At 69.3% G+C, this 25,721-nt stretch carries 25 protein-coding genes and 1 pseudogene; 17 read left to right on the forward strand and 9 right to left on the reverse strand.

The features are described from left to right. Positions 1-34 precede the first annotated feature (34 nt). The 10 genes from CXP56_RS11370 (at position 35) to CXP56_RS11415 (ending at position 7,334) form a co-directional block, all read left to right on the forward strand. On the forward strand, positions 35-283 hold the full coding sequence (locus CXP56_RS11370) for a hypothetical protein (protein ID WP_286901050.1): 249 nt from the start codon (positions 35-37) through the stop codon (positions 281-283). After that, on the forward strand, positions 280-657 hold the full coding sequence (locus tag CXP56_RS11375) for a hypothetical protein (RefSeq protein WP_286901051.1): 378 nt from the start codon (positions 280-282) through the stop codon (positions 655-657). Before CXP56_RS11370 ends, CXP56_RS11375 begins: the two co-directional genes overlap by 4 nt. A 15-nt stretch (positions 658-672) precedes the next feature. Further along, a complete protein-coding gene (locus CXP56_RS11380) occupies positions 673-1,632 on the forward strand; it encodes a radical SAM/SPASM domain-containing protein (RefSeq protein WP_286901052.1) in 960 nt (319 codons plus the stop codon). Further along, entirely contained in the window at positions 1,629-2,468 is an 840-nt protein-coding gene (locus CXP56_RS11385; RefSeq protein ID WP_286901053.1) for a phosphotransferase family protein, read from the forward strand. Before CXP56_RS11380 ends, CXP56_RS11385 begins: the two co-directional genes overlap by 4 nt. Positions 2,469-2,552: 84 nt before the next feature. Then, positions 2,553-2,678, forward strand: a complete 126-nt coding sequence (locus tag CXP56_RS11390; protein ID WP_281168963.1) for a hypothetical protein — start codon at positions 2,553-2,555, stop codon at positions 2,676-2,678. Further along, complete coding sequence (locus tag CXP56_RS11395) at positions 2,675-3,790, forward strand: rRNA adenine N-6-methyltransferase family protein (RefSeq protein WP_028846259.1); 1,116 nt, start codon at positions 2,675-2,677, stop codon at positions 3,788-3,790. The genes CXP56_RS11390 and CXP56_RS11395 overlap by 4 nt, the downstream gene beginning before the upstream one ends. A gap of 487 nt (positions 3,791-4,277) precedes the next feature. After that, positions 4,278-4,775, forward strand: a complete 498-nt coding sequence (locus CXP56_RS11400; protein WP_028846258.1) for a pyridoxamine 5'-phosphate oxidase family protein — start codon at positions 4,278-4,280, stop codon at positions 4,773-4,775. Between the two features lie 14 nt (positions 4,776-4,789). Beyond that, positions 4,790-5,212 carry a VOC family protein gene (locus CXP56_RS11405; protein ID WP_028846257.1) on the forward strand — a complete coding sequence of 141 codons (423 nt, stop codon included), beginning with the start codon at positions 4,790-4,792 and terminating at the stop codon, positions 5,210-5,212. 134 nt (positions 5,213-5,346) lie between these two features. Next, a complete protein-coding gene (locus tag CXP56_RS11410; protein ID WP_286901054.1) occupies positions 5,347-6,291 on the forward strand; it encodes a hypothetical protein in 945 nt (314 codons plus the stop codon). 245 nt (positions 6,292-6,536) lie between these two features. Continuing rightward, the gene (locus CXP56_RS11415) at positions 6,537-7,334 is read left to right on the forward strand and encodes a GH12 family glycosyl hydrolase domain-containing protein (protein WP_051309501.1); all 798 of its coding nucleotides are present in this window, start codon (positions 6,537-6,539) and stop codon (positions 7,332-7,334) included. Positions 7,335-8,044: 710 nt separating this feature from the next. Here CXP56_RS11415 and CXP56_RS11420 read toward each other — a convergent pair. Next, the gene (locus tag CXP56_RS11420) at positions 8,045-8,620 is read right to left on the reverse strand and encodes a TetR family transcriptional regulator (protein WP_051309500.1); all 576 of its coding nucleotides are present in this window, start codon (positions 8,618-8,620) and stop codon (positions 8,045-8,047) included. Next, complete coding sequence (locus CXP56_RS11425) at positions 8,601-9,032, reverse strand: SRPBCC family protein (protein WP_038044238.1); 432 nt, start codon at positions 9,030-9,032, stop codon at positions 8,601-8,603. The genes CXP56_RS11420 and CXP56_RS11425 overlap by 20 nt, the downstream gene beginning before the upstream one ends. Positions 9,033-9,166: 134 nt before the next feature. Here CXP56_RS11425 and CXP56_RS11430 point away from each other — a divergent pair, with 134 nt between their 5' ends. Beyond that, the gene (locus CXP56_RS11430; RefSeq protein WP_286901055.1) at positions 9,167-9,856 is read left to right on the forward strand and encodes a hypothetical protein; all 690 of its coding nucleotides are present in this window, start codon (positions 9,167-9,169) and stop codon (positions 9,854-9,856) included. Here the strand turns inward: CXP56_RS11430 and CXP56_RS19030 are convergent. Beyond that, on the reverse strand, positions 9,738-10,619 hold the full coding sequence (locus tag CXP56_RS19030; RefSeq protein WP_353744550.1) for a phosphatase PAP2 family protein: 882 nt from the start codon (positions 10,617-10,619) through the stop codon (positions 9,738-9,740). The two genes, CXP56_RS11430 and CXP56_RS19030, sit on opposite strands and share 119 nt — an antisense overlap. A gap of 87 nt (positions 10,620-10,706) precedes the next feature. Between CXP56_RS19030 and CXP56_RS11435 the strand changes: the two genes are divergently transcribed. From CXP56_RS11435 to CXP56_RS11445, 3 genes are all read left to right on the forward strand, one after another. After that, positions 10,707-11,396, forward strand: coding sequence for a response regulator transcription factor (locus tag CXP56_RS11435; RefSeq protein ID WP_038044237.1), 690 nt, complete (start codon positions 10,707-10,709; stop codon positions 11,394-11,396). Beyond that, on the forward strand, positions 11,393-12,472 hold the full coding sequence (locus tag CXP56_RS11440) for a sensor histidine kinase (protein WP_286901056.1): 1,080 nt from the start codon (positions 11,393-11,395) through the stop codon (positions 12,470-12,472). Before CXP56_RS11435 ends, CXP56_RS11440 begins: the two co-directional genes overlap by 4 nt. Before the next feature lie 88 nt (positions 12,473-12,560). Next, positions 12,561-13,661, forward strand: coding sequence for an alpha/beta hydrolase (locus CXP56_RS11445; RefSeq protein WP_084608782.1), 1,101 nt, complete (start codon positions 12,561-12,563; stop codon positions 13,659-13,661). A 50-nt stretch (positions 13,662-13,711) separates the two neighbouring features. Here CXP56_RS11445 and CXP56_RS11450 read toward each other — a convergent pair whose 3' ends face one another. Both CXP56_RS11450 and CXP56_RS11455 read right to left on the reverse strand, forming a co-directional pair. Further along, the gene (locus CXP56_RS11450) at positions 13,712-15,292 is read right to left on the reverse strand and encodes an ABC-F family ATP-binding cassette domain-containing protein (RefSeq protein WP_286901058.1); all 1,581 of its coding nucleotides are present in this window, start codon (positions 15,290-15,292) and stop codon (positions 13,712-13,714) included. Positions 15,293-15,603: 311 nt separating this feature from the next. Beyond that, a complete protein-coding gene (locus tag CXP56_RS11455; RefSeq protein WP_038044235.1) occupies positions 15,604-16,314 on the reverse strand; it encodes a hypothetical protein in 711 nt (236 codons plus the stop codon). Between the two features lie 303 nt (positions 16,315-16,617). On the opposite strand from CXP56_RS11455, the gene CXP56_RS11460 reads away from it, so the two are divergent. Continuing rightward, complete coding sequence (locus CXP56_RS11460; RefSeq protein WP_084608781.1) at positions 16,618-18,102, forward strand: sugar transferase; 1,485 nt, start codon at positions 16,618-16,620, stop codon at positions 18,100-18,102. On the opposite strand, the gene CXP56_RS11465 is transcribed toward CXP56_RS11460, so the two are convergent. Then, positions 18,096-19,253 (reverse strand): glycosyltransferase, encoded by a 1,158-nt coding sequence (locus CXP56_RS11465; protein ID WP_028846251.1) that lies wholly within the window; start codon positions 19,251-19,253, stop codon positions 18,096-18,098. The genes CXP56_RS11460 and CXP56_RS11465 overlap by 7 nt on opposite strands. Next, complete coding sequence (locus tag CXP56_RS11470; protein ID WP_084608821.1) at positions 19,250-20,512, reverse strand: O-antigen ligase family protein; 1,263 nt, start codon at positions 20,510-20,512, stop codon at positions 19,250-19,252. The genes CXP56_RS11465 and CXP56_RS11470 overlap by 4 nt, the downstream gene beginning before the upstream one ends. 219 nt (positions 20,513-20,731) lie before the next feature. Between CXP56_RS11470 and CXP56_RS11475 the strand changes: the two genes are divergently transcribed. Then, positions 20,732-21,892 (forward strand): DUF1972 domain-containing protein, encoded by a 1,161-nt coding sequence (locus CXP56_RS11475; protein WP_038044234.1) that lies wholly within the window; start codon positions 20,732-20,734, stop codon positions 21,890-21,892. Next, entirely contained in the window at positions 21,889-23,553 is a 1,665-nt protein-coding gene (locus tag CXP56_RS11480; protein WP_286901062.1) for a delta-60 repeat domain-containing protein, read from the forward strand. The genes CXP56_RS11475 and CXP56_RS11480 overlap by 4 nt, the downstream gene beginning before the upstream one ends. Positions 23,554-23,664: 111 nt before the next feature. Here the strand turns inward: CXP56_RS11480 and CXP56_RS11485 are convergent. Beyond that, a pseudogene (locus tag CXP56_RS11485) lies at positions 23,665-23,853 on the reverse strand (beta clamp domain-containing protein); the annotation flags it as partial. 141 nt (positions 23,854-23,994) lie between these two features. Continuing rightward, on the reverse strand, positions 23,995-25,719 hold the full coding sequence (locus tag CXP56_RS11490; protein ID WP_028846249.1) for a right-handed parallel beta-helix repeat-containing protein: 1,725 nt from the start codon (positions 25,717-25,719) through the stop codon (positions 23,995-23,997). Positions 25,720-25,721 lie beyond the last annotated feature (2 nt).

The following is a 25,721-nucleotide window of genomic DNA, read 5'->3' on the forward strand; positions in this document are numbered from 1 at the left end:
AGCCGGGGTATTCGGCCACTGAGGTGAGTCAACGATGACCTTCACGCTGGTGTTCTTGCTGATCGCCGGAATGGCGTATGTGCCGTTTCTGGTGCGCTGGTATCGCCATCAGGCCAGGCTCGAGGGCACACCCCGCCCGCCGGTTCGCCCCATCTTGGACGTGGGTCGGCACAGCGAGGAGTACTCCCGGTTGATCGCCCACCCGCTCACCGTCGAGCAGGCGCAACGGAAGATCGCGCCCGGCATGGGCGGGATGTCGTCGAGATTGCGGGACGTGGCATGACCGGGCTGATCGGCGAATCCGAGGAAGAGCGCGCAGCCATCGACGCTCTGCGGCGCATCACCGCAGCCGGGTTCAAATCCTCCGGAGACAGTGTGCCGGGGCGGGTGATGGGCAAGCGCCGCGGTGACGGCGTTATCGACACCTATGTGGTGTTCGACGTCGACACCGCGTTCGCCGGCCGCTACTTGATCGACGACCACGGTGAGGTGGTGGCGGACCCGGTGTGGTTCTACTTCGGTCCGGTCGCTGCGGCGATCACCGCGCTGCTGAAGCTGTCGCCCCACGGCAGCGAGCACGCGCCGAAACACCCCCTGTCCGGTGCGCCCGCGCAGTTCCAATTCCCCCCGTTTTCCCGCGTCGAACACAGCAACTGAGGAGAGGAAGGGTTGATGACCGCCGCAACGATCGATGCCCCGAGTAGCCGGGTGGCCGCGCCGCTGGAATTTGTGTGGTTGGAGATCACCGGCAAGTGCCAGTTCCACTGCACGCACTGTTTCGCCCGCAGCGGGCCACAGGGCTCCCATGGCTCGATGACCGCCGACGACTGGAAACGGGTCCTGGACCAGGTCGCCGCTACCGGTGTGCGCCTGGTGCAGTTCATCGGCGGCGAACCAACGCTGCACCCGGCGCTGCCCGCGCTGGTCGAGTACGCGCTCACGCTGGGGCTGCGGGTGGAGGTGTTCAGCAACCTCGGGCATGTGACTGACGAGCTGTGGGAAGTGTTCCGACGGCCAGGGGTGTCGCTGGCGACGTCGTACTACAGCGGCAACCCGGACGAGCACACCATGATCACCCAGCGCCCCGCCTCGTACGAGCAGACCCGTCGCAACATCGCACGCGCGGTGCAGTACCAGATCCCAATCCGGGTGGGCATCATCAAGGTGCTCGACGAGCAGGACATCGAGGGTGCACGCGCTGATCTCCTCGCCCTTGGTGTACCAGAGCAGGCGATCGGGTTCGACAACGTACGCGCCCTGGGGCGCGCGGCTGGGATCGCGCCGCGGCATACCCCGCTGGGTGGTTGCGACGCGGGCGAGCTGTGTGGTGGATGTGGCGATGGCAAGCTCGCGGTCATGCCGGATGGCTCCGTGACCCCGTGTGTGATGGCCCGCGATCTGGAGTTGGGCACCGTGACGACGCACAGCATCACCGAGATCGCCGAGCTGTTGCCCCATGCCCGCCAGCGTCTGATCGCGCTCGGCATGCCCGAGCGCCAGCGAACCGGGTGCCGACCGGGTGGCAGCGGCGAGAATTGCTACCCGGAGAACGAAGCCTTCGGTGCGGGATGTCGACCCGGTGGTGGCGGCACCAACTGCTACCCGGAGAACGAGGCGGTGCGGAGGGCGTGACCAACAGCGAGTCGGCCGAGCGGCTGGAGGCGACATTTCGCCGCTGGCTGCTCGGCCACCGCGACCGCGCCGCCAAGCGGCTCGGGTTGACGGTAATCGGCGAGCCTCAGTTCGGCGTCGGGCTGCGCTCGGTCAGCGGTCTGTGCCGCACCAGCGGCGGGGAGCCGCGCTGGCTGCGCGTCGGGGCGGAGCTGGCCAGCGACGTGCGCGCGTTTCCGCTCGTATGGACCGGGATCGCCGAATCCAATGCGGTGCGGGGCGTACCCAAACCGTACGTGCTGGCCTCGACCGACTACACCGATGAGTTCAACGGCCTGCAGTTCTGCGTACGCGCCGACGCCATGACCGTCATCGACGGCCAGCCGATCTCCTCCAGCCGGGTGCTGCGACACCCGGTGGATCTGCCCGACCAGTGGTGGCGCGACTTGCGGAGCGCGCTCGACACGCTGCGCGCCACACCGACCGACCGCGTCAAGAAGAACCCAGCCGCGGATGCCCGCATCCGCAAAGTGCTCGGCTTCGACCTGGTCATCCCGCAGCAGGAGACCGTGCACGGTGACTTGCACTGGGCCAACCTCTACCAGCCGCTGGCCATTCTGGACTGGGAACTGTGGGGCCGCGGCCCCGCCGGCGCGGACGCCGCCAAGCTGTACTGCCTGTCGCTGCTGATGCCCGAGGTCGCCTACAAGGTCTATGAGGTCTTCGAGGACCAGCTGGCCAGCGACACCGGCCGGTTGACGCTGCTGCACGTGGCGGCCAAGCTGCTGCAACCCGCGAAGCAAGAGTTTCCCGACCTGATCGACCCACTGCACGACCTCATCCGCACGCTGCTGTGAGCAGCACGCACCCCATTTATGGGTGCACACAGAGTGCTCACTCCGTTACACGTAGATAAGATCCGTTTCGGTAGGGGAGGGACCATGGGGAAACACGGCAAAGACAAGATCGAAGCCGACGGTCAGGGCACCTACGACCCGGACAAGACCAAACCGGTGGAAGAAGCCGGCGGCGGTCGGCACGACAAGGACGATCGAGGCGGCCGGTGACCGACTGGCAACACCTTCTGGCCGAGGTCCCACGCGCCGACTTCATCCCCGACGACATCTGGGATGCGCAGCTGCGCCCGATCTCGCGTCGCACCAATCCGGCGGAGTGGGAAAAGCTCGTCGCAGACAACTCCTTCGTGATCACACAGGTCAACAACGGCGAAGGTGGCGAGCCCCGGTTCGCGTCGAGTTCCTGCTCGATGCCGTCCGTCGTGGCCGAGATGCTCGACGCCCTCGACCTCCAACCCGACCACCATGTGCTCGAGATCGGCACCGGCACCGGCTGGAACGCTGCGCTGCTGTCCCGGCGAGCGGCGTCCGTGGTCAGTGTCGAAGTCGATCCCGCGATCGCTGAGCAGGCGCGTCAGAACCTCGAGCGCACCGGGCACGACGTCACCGTCGTCACCGGTGACGGTCTCCAGGGCTTCGCCGAACGCAGCCCCTACGACCGGGTCATCTCCACCGCGGCCGTGCGGGAAGTGGTGCCGCCAGCCTGGTTCGAGCAAACCAAGGCCGGGGGCGTCCTGGTCACCCCGTGGGGCACCGACTGGCTCAACGGAGTCCTGCTCACCCTGCGCGTCGACCCCACCCGGGCAGTCGCCGACGGCCGCTTCTCCGGCGACATCGCGTTCATGCGTATCCGCAGCCAGCGCGCCACGCTCTTCAGCTGGCAGCCCAGCGAAGCCGAGATCGCCGACGCCGACGTGAGCAAGTCACAAAGCCATGGCGGCGATTTCGACCGCATCTTCAACCCACGCCGCGGCGGCTTCGCGCTCGGCGCACGCCTGCAATCGATGTACGCCTGGATCGACTGGGACGCCGAAGGCGAACGCCGGCACGTCGTCGAACTCGACGACGGAGCCACGAAGTCCTTCGCCCGCGTCCACGCCGACCTCACCAGTAGCAAGCCATGGACGGTACGTCAGCTCGGCCCGCGCCGACTCTGGGACGAAGTCGAAGCCGCCTACGACTGGTGGCACGACAACGGCGAACCCGGCATGGATCGTTTCGGCATGAGCTGCACCCCGTTCACTCAATGGCTGTGGCTGGACACCGACGAGAACATCGTGCGGGAGCTGACCAGGTTCGACCCGCAACCTAAGCGAGGCTGATAGCAGACCTTGTCTGACCGCCGCACTCGATGCCCCTGGGGTGCGAGCCGCGCCCGAACGCTCCATTGCACGGGGTTGATTGCTTTCGAGGGATTGCACGGGATTGATTGCTCCGAGGGCGCAGGTCACGCCTCACACCCAACGGCGGCGGGGACCACGCGACCGCGACATGTGCGCTGAGCGGAACAGGGGAAGTCTCGAGGATGCCTGGGAATCGATCGTGCGATGGCGACGTAGAGAGACCGTCCGACCCGGTGTCGTCTTACGGCCAGGGCTGCAGGCGCTGACCGGTTGCGAAACGGCCGGCGGGTGAGCATCCCTTGGGCCGTTTCGCTTTTGCCACGGCATGCCGGACCCCGTGTCGCGTGTTGTGCGCTTGCTGTGCCGGCGGAGGCTGCCGGGGCCTGCGGGCGGGTGTTCCGCGATGGACGGATGAGGTCCGACGCGAGAGGCTGGGCGGACACACCGCCAAACCCGAGGGGTACTCATGGATCAGCAAGCGGTCGACCAAGTCCTTGCCCGCCCGTACAGCCAGGAGCTGCTGGCCCGCGACCTGGCCAGGCTGGCGTTCGTCGCCCTGGACGGAACGCCGCGTGCCATCCCGATCGGCATCCACTGGAACGGCACGGAAATCGTCATGTGCACCGCGACGAACGCGCGGAAACTCGCCGCGCTGCGCCGCAATCCCGCGGTCGCATTGACCATCGACACCGAATCCCATCCACCCAAGGTCCTGCTGCTGCGCGGCGATGCCGAACTCGACGAGGTCGAGGGCATCCCGGAGGAGTACCTGCAGATGAACGGCACGTACCGGATGACACCGGAGCAGCGGGCCGAGTGGGAACGGAACGTCGAAGCGCTCTACGACGGCATGGTGCGGATCGTGGTGAAGCCGACCTGGGCGAAGCTGATCGACTTCGAGACGACGTTGCCGACCGCGATCGAGGAACTCATGCGGCAGAAGGCCTCGGAGGCGGCCCGGTGACCGCGAGCGTGCGTATGGACAACGTCGCCGTGGTGGTCGACGACCTCGAGATGGCGAAGGCGTTCTTCGGCGCTCTGGGCCTGGAGCTGGAGGGCGAGGCGACGGTGGAAGGCAACGTCGTCGATCGCGTCGTCGGGCTGGACGGTGTGCGGTCGGCCATCGCGATGATGCGGACCCCGGACGGTCACGGCCGGATCGAGTTGACCGAATATCTCTCGCCGCCCGCTGTCGACGGCGGCTCGACGCCGGTGAACGTGCTGGGCGGTCACCGGGTCATGTTCGCCGTCGACGACATCGACGTCGCCCTCGACCGGCTGCGGCCGCATGGCGCCGAGCTCATCGGCGACGTCGTGCGGTACGGAAACCACCAGCTGTGCTACGTCCGAGGCCCGGCGGGCATTGCCGTCGCCTTGGCCGCGGCAACCGGGGGAGAGTGAACGCGGAGTCGTCTACGCGGAGGACGGCCCCAACCTGATGTCCCCGTCAGCGGTCGTTGCAGTCGAAGCCGGACAGAGCAGCACCCGCTCGGTCCGGCGAGGCAACGACACGCGAGGACCGACGGGGAGCAGCCATGACGACTCCGCACCACCCGGACCGCCCTGACGTATCGCAGCACCACAGCGGCCCCTACGGGCGGCAGCATTACCCGCCGACGGGCGGTTTCCCAGTCGGCGGCTGTCCACCGCAGCCCCCGAAGAAGAAATCCGGCACCGCTGTGATGGTCGGCATCATCGCCGTGGTGGCGGTCGTCCTGGGCACGCTCGGCATCACCGGATTCGTCGCCCCCGGCTTCCTTCTTTCCGGCGACGAGGAAGCGGCCAGTGGCTCCGTCGCCCCGACGAAACCCGAGGACCCGAAGGCGGCGGCGAAGGAGCTCGCCGAACAGATCGTCGCCGGATATCACGCCCGCGACCGCGGCAAGCTGGAAAAGCTGCGGTGTCCGGGGGAGGACGCCGTGTTGACGTCCATCATCTCGGACGCGACGGACGTCGAGTCGGTCGAGCTGACCGGTGAGGTTCGCCTGGTCGGTGACGCCGAGGCCGAGGCCGACATGTCCATGATCTGGGTGACCATCCGACGCTCCCTCACCCTCAAGCTGACCAAGCAGGGTGACGGCTGGTGCTGGAGCGGCGTCGAACTGCACCGGACCGAGAAGGCCCCCACCACCCAGCCGGACGTGCCCGGCTTGCCGACGCTGCCCGGGATGCCCGACAGCGAGGAGGTCGAGCGGGAGGCACGGAAGTTGACCGAGGACTTCGCCGAGCAGGTCAACAACGGCGACAAGCCAGGTGCCCTGGCGCTGACCTGCGAGAAGACCGCGGTACAGCCGCTGGTCGAGATCATCATGGACCGGCAGCCGCGCATCGAACTCGGTGCGACGACCGCGACCGGCCTGGGCGCGAGCACCGAGATCACCGGTTCGCGGGCGGACAACCCCCGGGCGAGCGGGTCGATCCATGTGATGACCGAGGACGAGGGTGCGACGTGGTGCGTGGCCTCGTTCTTCTTCCGGTGATGGGCGATCGCGCCCGGCCTCCGCGCCACGCACCTTGCTCCACCGCGACCGTGAGCCACGCAACCGGCTCCCCAAGCGGCACGACGACCTGCCGCCGTCTCGCCCAACGCGGCTGCCAACTCCGGTCCAGCGCCCGGGTCGCCATTCGGCCTAACCCGGGCGCTCGCCGTTGACCATGCATAACGGCTTCCGTAGCTTTCCGGTCTCGAATTGATAACGCCGACCCGTAGGAGTGAGGCACCACCATGCGCAAGACCTTCGCCGCGGCGTCCGCGCTGGCCCTGATCGCCATCGCGACGGGCGTGGCGGTCGCGACCGAAGCGCCCGAGGACGCCGCCACCACCGTGGCCGCGCAGAAGTGCGCCGACCCGGTGCAGACCTGGTCCACGGACGACGGCGGCGGGCCCATCGACGGCAACGGGGAGGGCGACGGCAAGGACTATTACGGTGGCCCGAACGTGTGGAACGACAACGGGACCGTGTCGCACAACATGGCCGTCTGCTCGTTCAGTTCCTGGTATGTGGAGGCCGCTGCGACCGACGCCGGCGACGGGGCCGTGCTGAGCTACCCGAACGTCCACAAGGACTGGCACGACTGGAACAGTGGCGCGGAGCCGAGCCTCGACTCGTTCGAGCGCATTCCCACCCGCTTCGCTCACGAGGCCCCGGACGTGGGTGCGTGGAACTTCGCCTACGACGTGTGGATCAACGGTGTGGGCAACGGCCCGGGGACAACCGAGCTGATGATCTGGACCCAGTACCAGGATCAGCGCCCGGCCGGTGACCTGCGTGACACGGTCACCGTCGGTGACACCGAGTGGGAGCTGTGGGCGACCGACGACGACGAGATCGTGTCGTTCGTGGCGACGGAGCCGATGACCTCGGGCGAACTGGACATCAAGCAGTTCACCGACCACCTGGTCTCGTCCGGCATGCTCAAGGACGGCTCCACTCTCGGCCAGATCGGCTACGGCGTCGAGATCGTCGACACTGCGGGCCAGCAGCGGTTCGACGTGACCGACTTCCAGGTCGACGCCTACTGATCAGCGGTGGCCGTCCCGCCGCGCGATGCCGATCGGGCGGCATACGTCAAGGCAGGTACGTCTCTCAGGGCGCCGGCTGGTCCTCGCACCAGCCGGCGCCGCCGCACGGACCGGTTCGCGGCGGGTCTGTCGCTGAGCCGCCGTCGGTCAGCGATACGGATCGTGGGCGCGCCGGATTCTTCGAACGCAGCCGGGTCGGCCCGCAGCCGCTCGGACTCCTCCTTGCTGATCTCGGCGGACAGCTCCTTGTCGACCGGCTCCCCGCTGAGCCACTTCAGCACCTAGCGGCCGCCTTCGTGGATGGCTCACCAGCCGTGGCCGCCGTGGTGTCGTCGCTGGGTGGCGGCCCGGAGACCACGTGCTCTCCGAACGAGCAAGTCATGAACTCACTTCCCAATGTCGATCTGTGAACGGGGTGCCCTTGGGCAGTTCGACGGTCGCTTCCGGCAACCCCGCGGCGCTGGTACTCGTTGCCCTGGCTCGCTGTCGCCGGGATGGGCGGGTTCTCCACGTGCTCCGGCTCGATGGAAGCCACGATGGTGTCCTGTTCGGTCAGCGTGCCCTCGGGCAGGCCGAGTTCGTTCTCGGCTCTGCCCGGCCGCAGGCACACTAGCCACGGCTGCTCGGGGCTCATAGGCACCTCGTGGCTGTGTGGGGTAGTGCGTGGGGTAGTGCGCGGGCAGGGTTGAGGAGCACGCCGTCCCCGGGCGTCAGCCGTCTCGCTGCACTTCGCGCCGCACCATCGTGGTGAATTCCTCGACGGCCGCGTCCGCGGCCGCACGGTCCCCGGTCAGAGCCATCTCGAACAGCACGCCGCGCCCGACCGCGAGCGACAGCCTGGCCAGCCGAGCGGCCCGATCCGGGCTGGTCACCCGCTGGAAAGCCTGCGTGAAGCCGGTCAGCCAGGCGTCCGTCAGCACCGTCCGCAAACTCTCCGCGTACGGCTTGCGATACATCGCGTGCGACGACAACTCGAAGAACAACGGCGCGAACACCGCCGACGTGTCGGCGACGTGCCGCCAATAGCGGGCGCCGGCGTCGAACGGGTCGGAAGCTTCCGCGATGAACCGGTGCAGCGTCTCCCGCTCCGCCGCGCACACCCGTTCGATCACCGCGGACAGCAGCTGGTCGCGGGAGCCGAAGTGGTAGTGGAGCATGCGATTGCTGGTGCCGACACCTGCGGCGAGCGTGCGCATGCTGGTGTCCAGCACGCCGTGCTGCATGAACCACTCGACGATCTTGGTCAGCAGTACGTCCCGGGGGTGTTCAGTCCGTTCCTTCGCCATCCTCGGCCGCCTGTGCGATGTGCTCTGCCTCCGATGAGACATACCGTCGCGCCTTGCGGCCCAGCAACAGGGTGGAGATCCGGGCCAACGGGCCGGTCCAGTCCAGGGTGAGCACGATCCGCGTCCCGTCCGCAGTGGGTTCGACCCGGTGGGAGGCCGTCGTCACCACGCCGGGGGCCTGGGACTGCCAGGTGAACAGCTTGCCGGGCTCCCAGTCGGTGATCTGGTAGACGGCCTTGGGCAGACCGGGCTGCCGCACGTCGAACTTCGTCCCGATGCCGATCGGGCCGGTGCCGTCCAGGCGGGTGATCTGGTTGAACGTCGGCAGCAGGGCGGGCCACTTCTCGATGTCGCTGAGCAGCGCCCAGACGCGCTCGGGTGCCGCCTTGGCGGTGCGAGTCACTTCGATCATGTAACAAATGTTACATCCGGGGTGGGCATGGTCCCAAGATTCGGTGAGATCGGCACGCGCCCGCAGCAGGCGACCCCTAGAATCAGTGCCGATCTCACGCGCGGAGTACCGCGCCCGCCGAACCTGGGGTGCCGATGAGCCATCCGTACGGGCAGCCGCAGAGCCCGTATTCACAGGGACCGCAGCAGCCATACGGGCCACCGCAGGCGTACGGCCCGCAGGGCCCGCAGGGATATGGCCCGCCCGGTTACGGTCCGCCCGGCCAGGTGCCCCCGCCCGGTTACGGGGGCCCGCCGCCTCGCAAGAGCAACCCCGGGCTCATCGTGGGCATCGTCAGCGCCGTCGTCGTGCTCGCTGTCCTCGGCATCACCGGGTTCGTCGCTCCGGGCTTCTTCCTGTCCGACGACGGGGACAGCAGCGCAAGTAGCGGCAGCGGTGACAACACCAGCCAAGGCAGCGGCGGCAGCGGTGACAACGGCAGTGGAGGCGCCGCGGGACAGGATGCCGGCGGAGCGCAAGCGGTGGCCGATTCACTGATCTCTGCGCTGGTATCGCACGACACCAACACCCTCAACCAACTGGGCTGCCCGGACATCAGTGCTGGCGCGCTCGACTTGATCGAGGATTCCGGTGACGTCAGCACGGCGCAGTTGTCCGGCGAGGTGCGAGAGACCGGTGACCGGGCCGAGGCACCGTTCACAGCCGTCAGCGCGTTCGATGGCAGCACGGGAAACTTCGTCGCCATCCTCGCCAAGCGGGCTGACGGCTGGTGCTGGCAGGACCTGCTGTATCCGGAGGACCTTCGCGGCGGACCCACCGGCTGACCCGGGGCCGGAAGCCGGCACGAGCGGCCTGCAGGGCAGAGGGCAGGTTCCGAGGTGTCCGCGGGGCACAAACGGGTGCCGTCTCCCGCTCGTCTGCCGTCGTCCGTCGGCACTGGCTGGAGCGCTGACCGCGACGCCACCAGGTGTCGCATGCTGGGCGCGCACGCAGCCGCTCGACCAGGTTGGTCGTGGGCCGCAGCATCGCCCAGACGACGAGCGCGGCGGTTGCGCTCCCGACGGTGAGGCCGGCGATCACGTCGTGGACGTAGTGCACGCCGACCACTACTCGCGAAGCCGCAACCGCGATGGCCACCAGCGCGGCCGGGATCGCCAGCCTTGCCCATGCGCACGCGACGCCCACCGCGCATGCCCCGGCCAGCGCGGCATGGTTGCTGGGAAACGACCAGTCACCGGTGGGCGGGCACTCGATCACCGCGCGGACGACCAGTGCTTGGCACGGCCGTTCGGCGGCCGCCAGGAGCTTGATGCCCGAGCTGATCACGTACGCGGCCAGCACTCCAACTGGAGCGAGCATGGCGCGCGCCATGCGCTGCGCCGGAAGCTGCCGCGCCCGCCACCAGCACAGCAGAACACCCGCATAGAGCACACCGACGCCTGCATCGGTGAAGAGCGCAGCGAACGACTCCCACCACCCCGGCCCGGCCGCCTGCAGTTGGTTCTCCGTCATCCGCACCTCGATCCTCGCCCCGACGGTAACCGGGCAGCACATCACCCGGACCGGTACGCCCTCGCGCCATCGCATCCCTCGCTCCGGTGCACTTCACGCGGCTTCTGAGAGATCTCTGTGAATGTGGCTGCCCACGGCCCGGCGTGGGCGAAACTGGTGCCCATGGGGCGCAAGGTGCTGGTGGTCGACGACGAGACGTACCTGGCCGAACTGGTCGCGACCGCGTTGCGGTACGAGGGCTTCGAGACGCAGATCGCGGGCACCGGCAAAGGCGCCCTGGACGGTGTGGCGAGCTTCCGTCCGGACCTCGTGGTGCTCGACGTGATGCTGCCGGACATGTCCGGGGTGGAGGCGTGCCGCCGGCTCCGGGCGACCGGCCAGCAGGTGCCGGTGGTGTTCCTGACCGCGCGGGACGCCACCGAGGACAAGATCACCGGCCTCACCGTCGGCGGTGACGACTACCTGACCAAGCCGTTCAGCCTGGGCGAACTGATCGCGCGGGTCCGCGCCGTGCTCAAGCGCACCGCCCCGCGCGACGACGACCGGCTGACCTTCGCCGATCTGGAACTCGACGACGCCGCGCACGAGGTCCGCAGGAACGGACAGCGCATCGATCTGACCCCCACCGAGTTCGCGCTGCTGCGCTATCTGCTGGCCAACGCGGGCCGGGTGCTGACGAAGCGGCAGATCCTCGACCACGTCTGGGAGTACGACTTCGGCGGCAACGACGGCGTCGTGCAGACCTACATCTCGTACCTACGCCGCAAGATCGACGCCGGCCGCACGCCGCTCATCCACACGGTGCCACGTGTCGGATACGTGCTGCGGCTGCCGGAAGGCCATCGGCCGTGAGCCTGCGTGCCAGGCTGATCCTCATCGTGGTCGGCCTGTCGGTGCTGGGGATCGGCCTGGCCGTCGGCGCGACCTTCGGTGCCGTGCAGGATTTCGACGGCGACGTGGCGGAGCTCGACCCGGCCGCGTACGAAGAGCTGACCAGCCGGGTGGCCGCCGTCGCCATCGTGTCCGGGGTAGGAGCCGTGGTCGCGATGGGCTTGCTCTCCGCGATCGCCCTCCGGCGCGGCCTCCGCCCGCTGGAGCGCATCGCCGAAACGGCGGGACGCATCGGTGCAGGGGAGTTGTCGCACCGCATGCCGCAGGAAGCCCCGGGTACGGAAGTGGGCGTGGTCAGCGACGCGCTCAACCGCATGCTTGCCGAACTGGAGAAGGCGTTCGCCGAACGCACCGCGGCCGAGCAACGACTGCGCCGCTTCGTCGCGGACGCCTCGCACGAGCTGCGCACGCCCGTGGCCACGATCGGCGGCTACGCCGAGCTGTACCGGCGGGGCGGGGCCGAGCACCCGGAAGACCTGGCGAAGATCCTGGCGAGGATCGAGTCGGAGGCCTGGCGCATGGGTGTCCTGGTCGACGAGCTGTTGCTGCTGGCCCGCCTGGACGAGGGCCGTCCCCTGGAGCGGGCGCCCGTGGACCTGGCCGAGGTCGCGGCCGACGCGGTCGCCGCCGCGCAAGCCAGGGACGACCGCCGGACGTGGTCGCTGCACGCCGATCCGCAGGCCGTGGTGACCGGTGATGCGGCGCGGCTCCGGCAGGTGATCGACAACCTGCTGACCAACGTCGAACGGCACGCCGACCCGGGGCCGGCGAGCGTGCTGGTGCGGTGCGACGGCGACGACGTCGTCGTCGAGGTGCAAGACAGCGGGCCCGGCATGCCACCGGAGCAGGCCGGCCGGGTGCTCGAGCGCTTCTACCGCGTCGATCCCTCGCGCTCCAGGGCCACCGGGGGACACGGCCTCGGACTGTCGATCGTCGATGCCGTGGTGCGTGCCCATGCGGGCGCGGTCGTGGTGCGGTCCGAGCCGGGCACCGGCACCACGGTCCGGATCCGGCTGCCGCGCCGGGGCCGATTCTGAGCGTTCTCACAGAGCGATCGCAGCGCGCTGGAAGACCGGCTTGATCGACTGAGGGTGTTCCGGATTCCCGCGTTGGAAAGGACCCACGATGAAGCGTCGAGTTCTTGCCGTCGGGGCCGTCGCCGTGATGGCCCTCGGTACGGCGGCGACGGTCGCATTCGCCGACGACCCGAGCCCGCGCGCGACCAAGCATGCACAGCAGCTCACCTGCACGGCCTACCGCCTGCCGGTGCAGCACCAGGGCGCCGAGCACCACCTCTACGCCGAGCTGTGCCACCGCGGTTCGCTGCGATCGAGCACACCGGTGCAGGTTCTGCTGCACGGTGGCGGCTACGACCACCGCTACTGGGACTGGCCCTACCGTCCGCAGACCTACTCCTACGTCGAGTACGCCACCAAGCACGGCTTCGCCACGGTGAACCTCGACCGGCTCGGCTACGGCGCGAGCGACCATCCGGACGGTGCCACCCTCGACTTCGACGCCGGTGGAGACGCTGTGCACCAGGTCGTCGAGCATCTGCGGAACGGCACCCTGGGCCCACGGTTCGACACGATCGTGCTCAACGGTCACTCGATGGGCGGCATCGTCGCCGAGCGTGCCGCCGAGCGCGGTGGCGTCGACGCCGTCATCGTCAGCGGGATACCGCTGCACACCGACGACGAGGACGAGGGTGCAGGCGGCCCGGACGACGAGGGCGGTGACGACGAATCCGGCGACGACGAATCCGGTGACGAGGGCTTGTTCCCGTTCGCGCCCGCCGCGGACGATCCGCGGTTCGCCGGGCAGCCGTGGGCAGAGGGCTACTTCACCACCGTCCCGGGCAGCCGCACCCAGGCCTTCCACTACCCGGGCACGTACGAAAGCGCCATCGCCCGCGGCGAGGAGTCGGCCAAGGACACCTTGGCCCGCGGCGAGTTGTGCGCACTGCGGCCGTGCAGCGGGCCGCCTGCCGCGGCCGGGAACCGCAGGCAACCGAGCGGCAAGCAGGCCGAGCTGCCCGTGCTGCACGTCCTGGGCCGCCACGACATGATGTTCTGCCGGACGACCACGGACTGCGCCACCGACCCCGGGGCCGGCCAGACCAAGCACCTCATCCCGGACGCCGGGCATTCGATCAACCTCAGCAGGGGAGCGCAGCAGTTCTACCGGCTGACCATCTCCTGGCTTGCCCGCCACGGCATCCGCTGAACCCCCTCCGGCCGCCGGGGCCGTCAAAACGACCACGGCCCCGGCGGCGCTCATGCCTCCAGGTGCAGCCGCCGGGTCAGGTCGATCTCGGCCAGGAACGGCTCGTCGTGACTGGCCACGATCAACGCGCCCCGGTACTGCCGCAGGGCCTGCACCAGCTGCCGGACGCTGGACAAGTCGAGGTTGTTGGTCGGCTCGTCCAGCAACAGCAGCTGCGGCTGCGGATGGGCGATCAACAGGGTCGCCAGCGCCGCGCGGAAGCGTTCCCCGCCGGAGAGCACCCCGACCGGCAGATCGGCACGCCCGTCCTTCAGCAACAGCCGGGCCAGCTGTGCCCGGATGGTGTTCGGTGTCGCCGCCGGGTTGACCCGGGCGACGTTGTCGGCCGCGGTCGCCTGGTCGTCGAGGATGTCCAGGCGCTGCGGCAGGAAGCCGACGGGGACAGACACCTCGACTTGGCCGGACGCCGGGGGGATCGCGCCGGTGATGGTCCGCAGCAGCGTCGTCTTCCCCGATCCGTTCCGGCCGGTGACCCCGATGCGCTCCGGGCCACGAATGTCCAGCTCGACCGCCAGGCCGGTGCGCAGCACCGCGTCCACACGCAGCACCTTGCGCCCGGAGGGGACCGTCGTCCCGGCCAGATCGATCCGGATCGTGTCGTCGTCGCGCACCGCCTGTTCGGCCTTCGCCAACCGCTCCTTGGCCTGCGCGGCCTTCTCCTCGTGCATGATCCGATAGCGGCCCGCCGACACCTGGGCTTCGCGCTTGCGCGCGTTCATGACGATCTTCGGCTCGCGTTTGTTGGCGTACTGCTTGCGGCCGTACCGGAGCCGGCGGGCAAGAGCGGTACGAGCGGCCGTCAGGTCGCGCTGCTGCCGCCGGACGTCGGCCTGAGCGGTGCGCACCGCACGCTCGGCAGCCTCTTGTTCGGCCTGCACTGCTTGTTCGTACGCGGCGAAGTTGCCGCCGTACACGCGGAGCTTGTCGTCGCGCAGCTCGGCGATCTGGTCGACCCTGGCAAGCAGCTCGCGATCGTGCGAGACGATCACGGCGGCGCCGGACCAGGAGTCGATCGCCGCGTACAGCCGCTCGCGGGCGTGGCGATCGAGATTGTTGGTGGGCTCGTCGAGCACGAGGACGTCCGGCCGGGCCAGGAACAGCGAAGCCAACCCGAGCAACACCGTCTGCCCGCCGGACAGCTCGCCGACGCGACGATCGAGCCCGACATCGGCGAGTCCGAGCTGGTCCAGCATCGCCCGGGCGCGCTCCTGGGCGTCCCAGTCGTCTCCGACGACGTCGAACAGCTCCGGTGCGGTCTCCCCGCGCTCGATCGCCGCGATCGCGCGCACCACGTCCGCGATGCCCAGCACCTCGGCCACACTGCGCGAGGTGTCCAGCACCAAGTTCTGCGGGAGGTAGCCGACTTCGCCGGTGGTGATCGATCCGCGCGCCGGGCGCAGGTCGCCGGCGATCAACCGCAGCAGGGTCGATTTCCCGCACCCGTTGAGCCCGACGAGCCCGGTTCGGCCGGGCGGAACGACGGCGTCCAGGCCGTCCAGCACGACGGTGCCGTCCGGCCACGCGAACCGAAGGCCGGACATGACGATGGCGGAAACAGCCGGGGAAGACATGGCGGGCTCCGGAGAGGTCGGCACGACAGGGGATGTGGGGCGACCTCAGCTGAGCACCGGCAGCTCCCTCCGGACGACGACACGGCCTGGCCGAAACATAGCCAGGCCGTGCCGAGCAGAGCAATCGAATTACCGACCAGCGAGCTCAGCAGGAACCGCAGCAGCCGCAGCCCGGGCCGGAGCAGTTGCTGCAGCCACAGCATCCACCCATCGATGACCTCCGGTTATCGCCATATCACTACATGCGCATAAGCGCACGATTGACGACGGTAACGATCGTCGGGAGGAATCGCTACCGCCGTCCGTGCGGCTCAGCCGTCACGCTCTGCAACTGCCGGTGCCGGACTCTCGCTGTGCAGTTCCTGCCACCGGCGTACTGCCAGCCGTGCTGTGAGATAGAGCACGCATGCGTTGAGCACGTGCCACATGAAGTGCGTGCCGAAGGGGACCAGGTCGCACAACGGCCGGTCCAACGTGCGCAGAGTCAGCGACACCGCGAACAGAAGGCCGATAGCGGCGTACTGCACGCCGTATGGGCGGACCGCAGGGTCAGCGGAGAAGTGCAGCGCGCCGCCGAGAAGGAGCAAGGCGAGCAACGCCGACAGGTACATGCCGGGCCCGCGCAAGCCGGCGAAATCGGCCAGCAGCGCGGTGAGCAGCGTGAATCCGACGAACAGCGGAGCCGCCAGCCAGGCGACCCGCCACTCCAGGCGCCAGAACAGCACCACGAACAACACGATGTAGTAGAGCAGGTACACCGCGATGAAGCCGGTATCGGCGACCGCGCCCCAGCGGGTGGCCGTCGTGTGATATGCGCCACTGCCCAGGAAGATCAGGAAGATGATCACCGGAAGCGCGCGGATGGTGCCTCTCCGCTCCGGTCCGCGCGCACGGCTGACCAGAACCCAGGCGCCGACGGCGGCGACGGCGAACGCCAGGTTGGTCCACGCGTTGAGCGGCTCGTCCCAGAAGCCCGGTCCGATGCGCTCGCAGTAATTGCTGAAGGTTTCCTGGGCTTGCACGGTTCCAGGTCTATCAGCTGACGGCGCGGAGCGGGAGTGCCCTGCGCCGGGCGGAGCCCCGCTGCGGCGGGTGTGCCGGTTGCCGGCGGGCGTGGCGATCGTCCGAACGTGGGGTGTGTGCGGCCGAAATCGCATGATCTGCCGTGAACCGGACGGCCCGGACAGACCGTGAGTGTGATCGACATGTGGGAGGCCACGATCGGGTGACTGTCGATCTCGCTAATATCCACCCACCGTTGCGGCGATAACTCCCGTGCGCGGAATGTGTCCCAACTGTCCGAATCTGCATGTGAGGGGAAGTGCATGCGTGACCGGTCGACGTCGGCGACGTCGTTGCCCACCGGCGCCATCGGGAGCGCGGTCCCACGCGGGAGCCGCAGGCGCAGCGGCCCCATCACGCGCTGGGAACGGCACTACCGGGCCGCGGTCGTGGTCGCTGACGCTGCCGCGGTGATCGGTGTCTCGGCCGCCGCGGGCATCCTCGGCCTGCTCGGCGTGATCGACGGCCTGCACCCGGAGATCGCCCCGCTGCTGGCCGTCCTGGCGCTGGTTTTCCTGCCGATACGCCGGGCATGGCAGCTGCAGATGCTCGGCGCCGACGCCGAGGAGTATCGCCGCGTGGTGTCGGCGATGTTCTCCGCCGCGGTGGTGCTGGCCCTGCTCGGGCCGTGGCTGGAGCACGTCGACGTGCGCCCATGGCTGCTCGGCGTGCTGCCGGTGATGACGTTCCTGGCGCTGCTGGTGCGCTACCTGCTGCGTCAGTGGCTGCACTGGTCCCGTCGGCACGGCCGCCGCATGCTCCCGGTCGTGGTGGCGGGCGGCGCGGACTCGGTGCGCGAGCTGATCGAGCGCACCCGCGAGCACAGCCACGTCGGCTGGCGGGTGGAAGCCGCCTGCCTGGTCGATTCCGATCCGGAGGCGCAGCGCGACGGCGAGATCGCCGGCGTTCCGGTGATCGGGTCGCTGGACGAGCTCGCCGACCACGTGCGCCGCGGTGGCTACCGGGTGGTGGCGGTGACCCCGCACCCGCACTGGACCCCGCAGGTCCTGCGGCAGCTGGCCTGGGACCTGGAAGGGACGTCCGCGGAACTGGCCGTGGCCCCGGTGCTGATGGAGGTCGCCGGGCCGCGGGTGAAGGTGTCCGGCGTGCTCGGCATGCCGATGCTGCGGGTCAGCCAGCCGGCCTTCACCGGTGGCGGGCGGGTGATCAAGGAGATCGTCGACCGGGTGGGTGCGCTGATCGGGCTGGTGCTGGCCGCACCGGTGATCCTGGCCGCCGCGATCGCCATCAAGCTGGACGACGGCGGGCCGGTGTTCTACCGGCAGCTGCGCGTCAAACGCGACGGCGAGGTCTTCACCATGTGGAAGCTGCGCACCATGCATGTGGGTGCCGACCGCATGCGGTCGCAGCTGCAGAACGAGGCCGACGGCCCGCTGTTCAAGATCCGCTCCGATCCCCGGGTGACCAGGGTGGGCGCGGTGCTGCGCCGGTTCTCCATCGACGAGCTGCCGCAGCTGTTCAACGTGCTCGGCGGGTCCATGTCGCTGGTCGGTCCCCGGCCGCCGCTGCTGGAGGAGACGCTCAGCTACGACCCGGCGGTGCGGCGCCGCCTGCTGGTCAAACCGGGGCTGACCGGGTTGTGGCAGGTCAGCGGGCGCAGCGACCTGTCGTGGGAGGACTCGGTCCGGCTGGACCTGCGCTACGTGGAGGACTGGTCGCTGACGCTGGACGCGGTGATCCTCTGGAAGACCGTCCGCGCGGTGCTGACCGGCCGCGGGGCCTACTGAGCCGCGCAGGCCTGCGCCACCGCGTCCGCGATGGCGGACCGGTAGGTGGCGGGGGAGAAGCGCTTCTCGGCGGCTTCCCTGGCGGCTTCGGCCCGCGCCGAGGCCGCCGGCCAGTCGCGCACGATGCTGAGCACCGCGTCAGCGAGCGCCGCGTCGTCGTCGCGCGGCACCACCAGGCCGTACCGGCCGCCTTCGACCGTCTCCGGCAGGCCCTGGGCATCGGTGACCACGACCGGAATCCCCGCCAGCTGCGCCTCCACCGCGGTGTTGCCGAACGGCTCGACACGGGAGGGCACGAGCGCCACATCGGCCTCCGCGTAGGCCTGCCACACGTCGGGTGTGAAGCCGTCGAACCGCACCTGGCCGGTCAGCCCGAGGTCGCGCACCTGGTCGTGCAGCTGGTCGACGAACCACTCGTAACCGGTGAAAGCCGACCCCACCAGCCGCAAGGTTGCCGACTGCCCGGCGTCGAGAATGCGCCGCACCGCCCGGATGGCGACGTCCGTGCCCTTGCGCGGGGAGAGCCTGCCGACCAGCACCAAGCGCAACGGGTCGTGTGGCCGCTGGCGGACGGGCGACGCGTTCTGCGGCCCGGCCACACCGTTGTAGATCACCTGCGTTCGCGGTCCGAGGCGAGGAATGGCCGTGACGACACTGCGTGCGCTCGCCTCGCTGTTGGCGACGACCGTGGTCGCGGCCAGCAGGGGAGCCGCCAGCGCTTGCCGGACGAGCTTCGGCACTTCGTCCTCGGCCTCGTGCACGTGGGCGACGACCGGGAAACCCATGAGGCGTGAGAGGGCCGACCACAGCGGCACCGTGACCGTGTTGATGTAGACGGCGTCCGGACGCACGGCGCGCGCCAGGCGCAGCATCGGCCGCACCGCGCGAGCAGCCTCCAGTGCCAGCCGGGCGAACCCTGCCGGACGCAGCGCCGCCTTCCGCAGCACGGGCGTGGGGCACAGCCGGACGTCGGCGCCCGCACCGCGGAGGAGGCGGGCGAGGTCGCCTTCGCCAGGAAGCGCGACGACGACCCGCCACTCGTGTTCGATCAACGCCGCCACCGATTCGACGAACATGCGATCCGAGCCGTACAGCTCGACGGACGGATGCACCATCAATGCCGTGCGCGGTGCGCTCTCCGCGGGGGTCACTTGGCCGACTTCCTCCTCGTGTTCCGGGTGATTGCGAGGGACCCCGTGCCGTACGGCGGCAGGGGTGCGGAGGCGTCCAGGCGGCCGGCTTGCGCGCGCGCCTGCAGTACCCACGCCAGCAGCAGATACAGCCAGGTGAAGGCGGCGTTGGCCGGGGCGCCGAGGCTTTCGGTGAAGATCGAGTTGGCCATCATGCCGAGCAGGACCGCCGACACCAGCATGCCGTCCACCCGCGGCTCGTCCTTGCGGCGGGTGAGCCGGTAGGCCGCCACGAGGATGCCGACGAGCAGGGCCAGCCAGGCCACCGCGCCCAGGATCCCGGTGTCGACCAGCAGGTTGATCAGCGCGTTGTGCCCGCCACCCAGCCCCATGGTCTTCAGGAACAACCCGCGGGTGGCGGTGAGCCCCCAGCCGTAGAGCGGGTGTTCGGCGAACGCGTCGAACGCTTGCGCCCACAGTTCGGTCCGCGAGTTCAGGGTGGCCAGCCGCTCGGCCGACTCGCCACGGGCGAAGTAGGCCTCGATGGCGTCCGAACTGCTCACCAGCACCACGGCGAGCGCCACCGAACCGACAATGGCCAGCTCGAACTTCCGCACACCGCGCCACCGGGTCCACAACAGCACCGCGATCCCGACCGCGGCGCCGAGCACCGCACCCCGCGTCCTGGTCGCCAGCAGGGCGCCACCGCAGATGGCCAGCAGGAACAGATACGCCCCGGGCCGCCAGTGCGGGCCGTTGCGGGGCAGGCCGCCGGTGAGCAGGTAGGCGGCCAACACCACGGTGGCGATCGCCAGCATTTCGCCGGCTTGCACCGGGTGCACGTACAGCCACGTGAACCGCTCCTGCTGCAGCGGCGGCCGAGGGAACGGCACCAGAACCCCGAAGACCGCGGATGCCGCGATGAGCACGGCGTAGGCGTGCGCGATCCGATGAGGCGTGTGCGGATCGGTGTGCAACGCCACGCATCGGAACAACGCCACCGCGACGGCGACCTGTCCGGCGCGCACCATGGCGAGCGCGACGTAGGGCGCATACAGCGCCGACAACACCAGCACCGCCGCGTAGGCGTAGCCGAGCAAGACCAGCCTGGACGTGCGGTGCAGCCGGGGCCGCGGCCGGAACTTCACGTACAGGAACAGCGCCACCGCCGCGTAGGTGCCGACCTCCAGCAGCACGAACGGATCGGCGTTGCCGGACACCGCCTGCGTGTTGTCGCGCAGCCGGAACTGGAAATCGCTGACCAGAACCAGGGCGATCACACACACCACCGGCCAGACCGGCGCGCGCTGCCGGGCCGACCGGGATCGGGACGTCGAGATCCTGGGAATGCGTTGCTCCAAATGGAGTAGCGTGTCCGGTTTGGACGACCTCGTGATCGAGTCTAAATGATCGCCCGGTACATTGTTGCGCGCATACGGTGCCGGGGGCGTATGCGACCCAGTGACTCCAGCTCCGCCGAGTTGCTCAGAGGTTGTGTCATGCGCATTGCCATGATCGGCACCAGAGGGGTTCCGGCACGCTACGGCGGGTTCGAAACGTGCGTCGAGGAGGTCGGCCGCCGCCTCGTCGAGCGCGGCCACCGGGTCGCCGTGTACTGCCGGACCGGGCGGGGCGAGCCGCGCCAGCAGGAGCACCTGGGCATGCGCCTGGTGCACCTGCCTGCGGTGCGGCACAAGGTCATGGAGACGCTCAGCCACACCGCCCTGTCGGTGCTGCACGCCTGCCGCGTACGGCCGGACGTGGCGTTCGTGTTCAACGCGGGCAACGCGCCGTTGTTGCCGGTGCTGCGCGGCGCCGGCATCCCGGTGGCCACCCACGTGGACGGGCTCGAATGGAAACGCGCCAAATGGCGCGGCGCCGGGTCGGTCTACTACCGGCGGGCGGAATCGCTGGCGGTGCGCTGGTCGGATTCCCTCATCGCCGACTCGCGCGCAATTCAGGACTATTACCTCGACCGGTTCGGAATCGAGACCACCTACATCCCGTACGGTGCGCCGATTCTGCCGGACAGCACGTTCGACCGGTTGCCGGAACTCGGCCTGCGGCCGGCGCAATATCACCTGGTCGTGGCCCGTTTCGAGCCGGAGAACAACATCCATCTCGCGGTGGAGGGCTACCTGCGTTCCGGTGCGCAGTACCCGCTGGTGGTGGTCGGGTCGGCGCCGTACGCCGACGCCTACCGGGCCGAGGTGGAGGCGATCGCCGCGGGCAGCCCGCGGGTGCGCTTCCTGGGCTCGGTCTGGGACCAGGATCTGCTCGATCAGCTCTACGCCGGTGCGCTGACCTACATTCACGGCCACTCGGTCGGCGGCACCAACCCCTCGCTGCTGCGCGCCATGGGGGCAGGAGCGCCGACATCCGCCTACGACGTGCCGTTCAACCGCGAGGTCCTCGGCGAGTACGGGCGCTACTTCAGCACCCCCGCCGAGCTGGCCCGGCTGTGCGACGAAGCCGAGGCTGAACCGGGCCAGGCCGCCGTTCGTGGACGGAAACAACGAGACATGTTGGACGAGCGTTACAACTGGGACGCCGTCGCCGATGCTTATCACGAGCTCGCCGTGCGCTTGGCAGGCCGTGCCCGCGGCGGGCGCTCACCGATTGTCCGCACTGCTCGAGTCACGAAGCTGGAGCCGCGATGAAATTGACCCGTCGTAGCTGGGCAGCACTCGGGGCGCTGGGTGCCCTGGTCGTGCTGGTGGTGTCGTTGCTGCCCGCGTCGGCGCAACAGAGTGCGCAGGAACCGAGCAAGCATCCGGCCACGGCGGGTGCGCTTCCGACCCCGCAGACCGACGGCATCGTGTTCGCCATCGAGATCGTCGGCAACACCGCCTACGTCGGCGGCCGGTTCACCAAGGCGCGGCCGGCCGGTGTCGAGCCGGGCGGGCCGGGCGAGGTGCCGCGGCACAACCTGCTGGCGTTCGACGTGCGCACCGGCCAGCTGCTGCCGTGGGCGCCCAAGGTCTCCGGCAGCGAGTTCACCAGCACGACGGACCCGGGCAACTACTGCACCAAGACCGGGACCAACAAGTACGTGTGCGACGCGGTGTTCCGGATCAAGGCCAGCCCCGGCGGCAGCGCGCTCTACGTGGGCGGTGACTTCGACCGGATCGACGGCAAGTGGCGGTCCAGGATCGCCAGGTTCGACCTGCCAAGCGGTGCACTGAACGAGACGTTCAAGCCGTCGTTCTCCAGCCGGGTCCGCGGGCTGGCGGTCGGCGCCCAGACCGTCTACGTCGGTGGCTCGTTCTCCAAGGTCGGCGACCAAACCCGCACGCGGCTGGCTGCCGTCGCCCACAACGGGACGCTCCGGGCGTGGGCGCCGACGGCTGACGCCACGGTGTTCGCGCTGCTGCTGTCGCCGGAGCACAACCGGGTCCTGGTCGGTGGATCCTTCGAGAAGCTGAACGGCAAGACGCAGCGGCGGATGGGCGCGGTGAGCTCCCAGACCGGCGAGAGCGTGTCGTGGGCGGCCAAGGTCAACGGCTCGCCGGTGGTCACCGACATCGCCACCGACGGCACCGGCGTGGCGTACTTCTCCGCCTACGACTCGGTCGGCGGTGTCGGTCTGGCCCGCTTCGAGGGCCGGATGGCCGCCAAGATCGACACCGGTCAGGCGTTGTGGTGGGACGGCTGCCTCGGCGACACTCAGGCGATCGCGGTGCGGCACGGAGTCATCTACGCCGCCTCGCACACCCACGACTGCTGGGCGTCCGAGGTCATGCCAGAAAAGGGTGCGTCGTTCCAGTACTACCGCCTGACCGCGGAGACCACGCAGGCGACCAGGACGGCGCCGCGCAACTACGGCCTGGTCCGCAAGGGCGACCCGATCCCGACGTTCTTCCCGTGGTACCCGAACACCAACGGCGGCCCGTCGAGCAGCCCGTGGAAGAACGGGCCGTGGGCCGTGGCGGTCAACGACGAGTACGTGGTGTACGGCGGAGAGTTCACCACGGTGAACGGCCAGCCGCAGCAGAGCCTGACCCGGTTCGCCGTGCGGAGCGTGCCCGGCGCGGTGCACCGCGGACCGCAGACGCCGTTCCCGGCGCCGACGCTGAGCAGGAACCTGCAGGGCAAGGTCGTGGTGAAGTGGAAGGGCACCTGGTCGGCGCAGACCGATGCCATCACCTACCAGGTGATCAAGGTGGGCACCTCGGAGCCGATCTACGAGGTCACCAAGTCGTCCCGGCCGTGGTCGATTCCGGAGTTCAGCTACACCACCTCGTTCACGTCCGGCACGTTCTACATCCGGGCGATCGACGAGGACGGCAACCGGATCGGTTCGCCGAGCGCGACGATCTAGCGCGCCAAGGCGGTCACGACCGGCCAGGTGAGTGGCAGCGGCGCTCACCTGGCCGGTTTCGCGTGTGCGGCACGCAGGCGATTGCGCACACTCGGCGGGAAACGACACGGCCTCGGCGATAGTGGCCGACACGCTCACCGTCGCCGAGACCTCGTTGTCGAAGCCGGAGACGGTCAGCGCTCCGTCGCCGTCGTCGCCACCTGCGTCGAGCGGCACACCACCAAGCACCGGGACGGACGGTCGAGTGGGCAGGCTCTTGGTTACCCAGTCAGTGCGCGACGCCTCGGCGTGCGTGTGCACGGCGGCTGAGTCGGAATCCGGCAAGGCACTTCACTGCAACACGGGGCTGCGCTCGCCCGGACGTACCGTTGACGACGCGCAGGCCGGAAGAACGCGAGCCATCGGCTCCCGCCGCATCGAGGCGGCGCGTGCCGGAGACGGCTACCTGACCAGGATGCCGAGGTCCGGATGTTGCTCGACCTCGACCCCGAGAGCCTCGGCGATGTCGGCGGGAATGGGCAGCCCGGCTTCGATGCCCACCGACCCCGGTTGGAGGGTGTAGTCGTCGGCCAGCTGGACGGCCCCGGGGTTGCCGGTCAGGCCGTGCTTTTCGAACCCGGCTTGGCGCAGATCGGCCAGGGTGGGGTAGGGCTCAGCCTTCCCGTTCCCGGTGACGAACACCGCCAGCGGCTCGTCCGACGCGGCGCGGAGGTAGCCGTTTCCGTTCGCCCGCGCGACGAACGCCGGGTTCCCTGCCGGGTTCTTGCGATAGTCGGCCGACTGCACGACCGGTGCCGCCGGGTTGCGCTGGATCAGCAGGTTGTTGACCGCCACCAGGTCGCTGGTCAGCCAGGTCAGCCCTTTCGCCTCGCTGTACCAGTCGAAGCTGGGCAGTCGCGGATCGTTGAACAGGCCGACCGCCGCGGCGCCCTCCCCGGTGATGGTGTTGTGGTACAGCCGGACCCGGTCCGAGCTGGCGATCTTCAGCCCGTGCTTGCGGTTGCCCGCCAGCACGTTGTCGGCGATCAACGCGGCACTGGAGACCTCGTAGAACATGCCGTGCCCGCTGTTGTCGACCGAGCGGTTGCTGATCACCGTGGCGTCGGTGCACCCCAGGTCGCACCACCAGCCGGTGGCGTAGTTGCCGCGGAAGACGTTCCTGGCGAAGTACGGCCGCTGGGTGCGGGTCACCTTCGCGCCCGCGGCACCGACCGCCTCGCCGCTGGTGGCGAAGTGTTCGGCGTTGTTGCCTTCGAATCTGCTGCCGGTGACCCGCAGGTCGTCCGCCCGGTTCGCGAGCAGCCCGACGAGGCCGTTGTCGCGGAAAATGCTGTCCACGACCCGCCCGCCCGGCTGGAACACCGCCAGGCCGGTGGACGCGGAATAGCGGAACGTCGTCTTTTCCACCCGGACCCGCGGTGCGTTGACGACCACCATCGCGCCGCGGGCGCCATAGCGTTGATTCGACCCGTAGTGCGCGATGCCGACCCCGCGCAGCTGCGATCCGTCGGACCCTTTGTCGAACTGCAGCAGGTGGTCGTAGGCGGTGACTTCCACCGTGCGGTCGGCCGGGTCGTCGCCGATGACCACCGCGCCGTCACCGACGTAGAACGTGCCGGGCCCTACCTCTTCCCGGGTGGCGACCTGGCGCAACGGCTTGCCGTCCAGGAAAACCATCTGCGGCCGGCCTGCCAGGGGGTACTTCTCGTCGATGATGTCCGGCAGGTAGCAGTCGTTGCACAGCTCGTCCCGCCACCCGGTGTGCTGCCAGACCTTGCCCGCCTTTTCCCAGTCGCGCACCACCAGGCTGCCTTTGAACCACACGCGCTCGTTCGGGTAAGGCTGGATGGTCAGGCGTTTGCCGATCAGGCCGACTTTCTCCCGGTACGTGCCGGCCCGAAGCACGATCGTCTGCCCCGCTTTGGCCGCGCGAACAGCGGCTTTCAACGTGCGCAACGGTGCGTCTTTGCTGCCGGATGCCGAGTCGTCACCGCGCGGCGAGACGAACAAAGCGTCCTTCGGTACGGGGTAGGCGGTGCGGGGGAGCCAGCCGCCGTCGGCGGCGGCACCATGACCGCGCGAGAAACCCAGGTACACCACCAGCGCGGTGAGACAGGACAACGCAGCGAGCACCGACGCCACGACCAGGCCGGTGCGGGCTTGCATCG

It is taken from the genome of Thermocrispum sp., from assembly GCF_002919275.1.
Classification (GTDB): domain Bacteria; phylum Actinomycetota; class Actinomycetes; order Mycobacteriales; family Pseudonocardiaceae; genus Thermocrispum; species Thermocrispum agreste.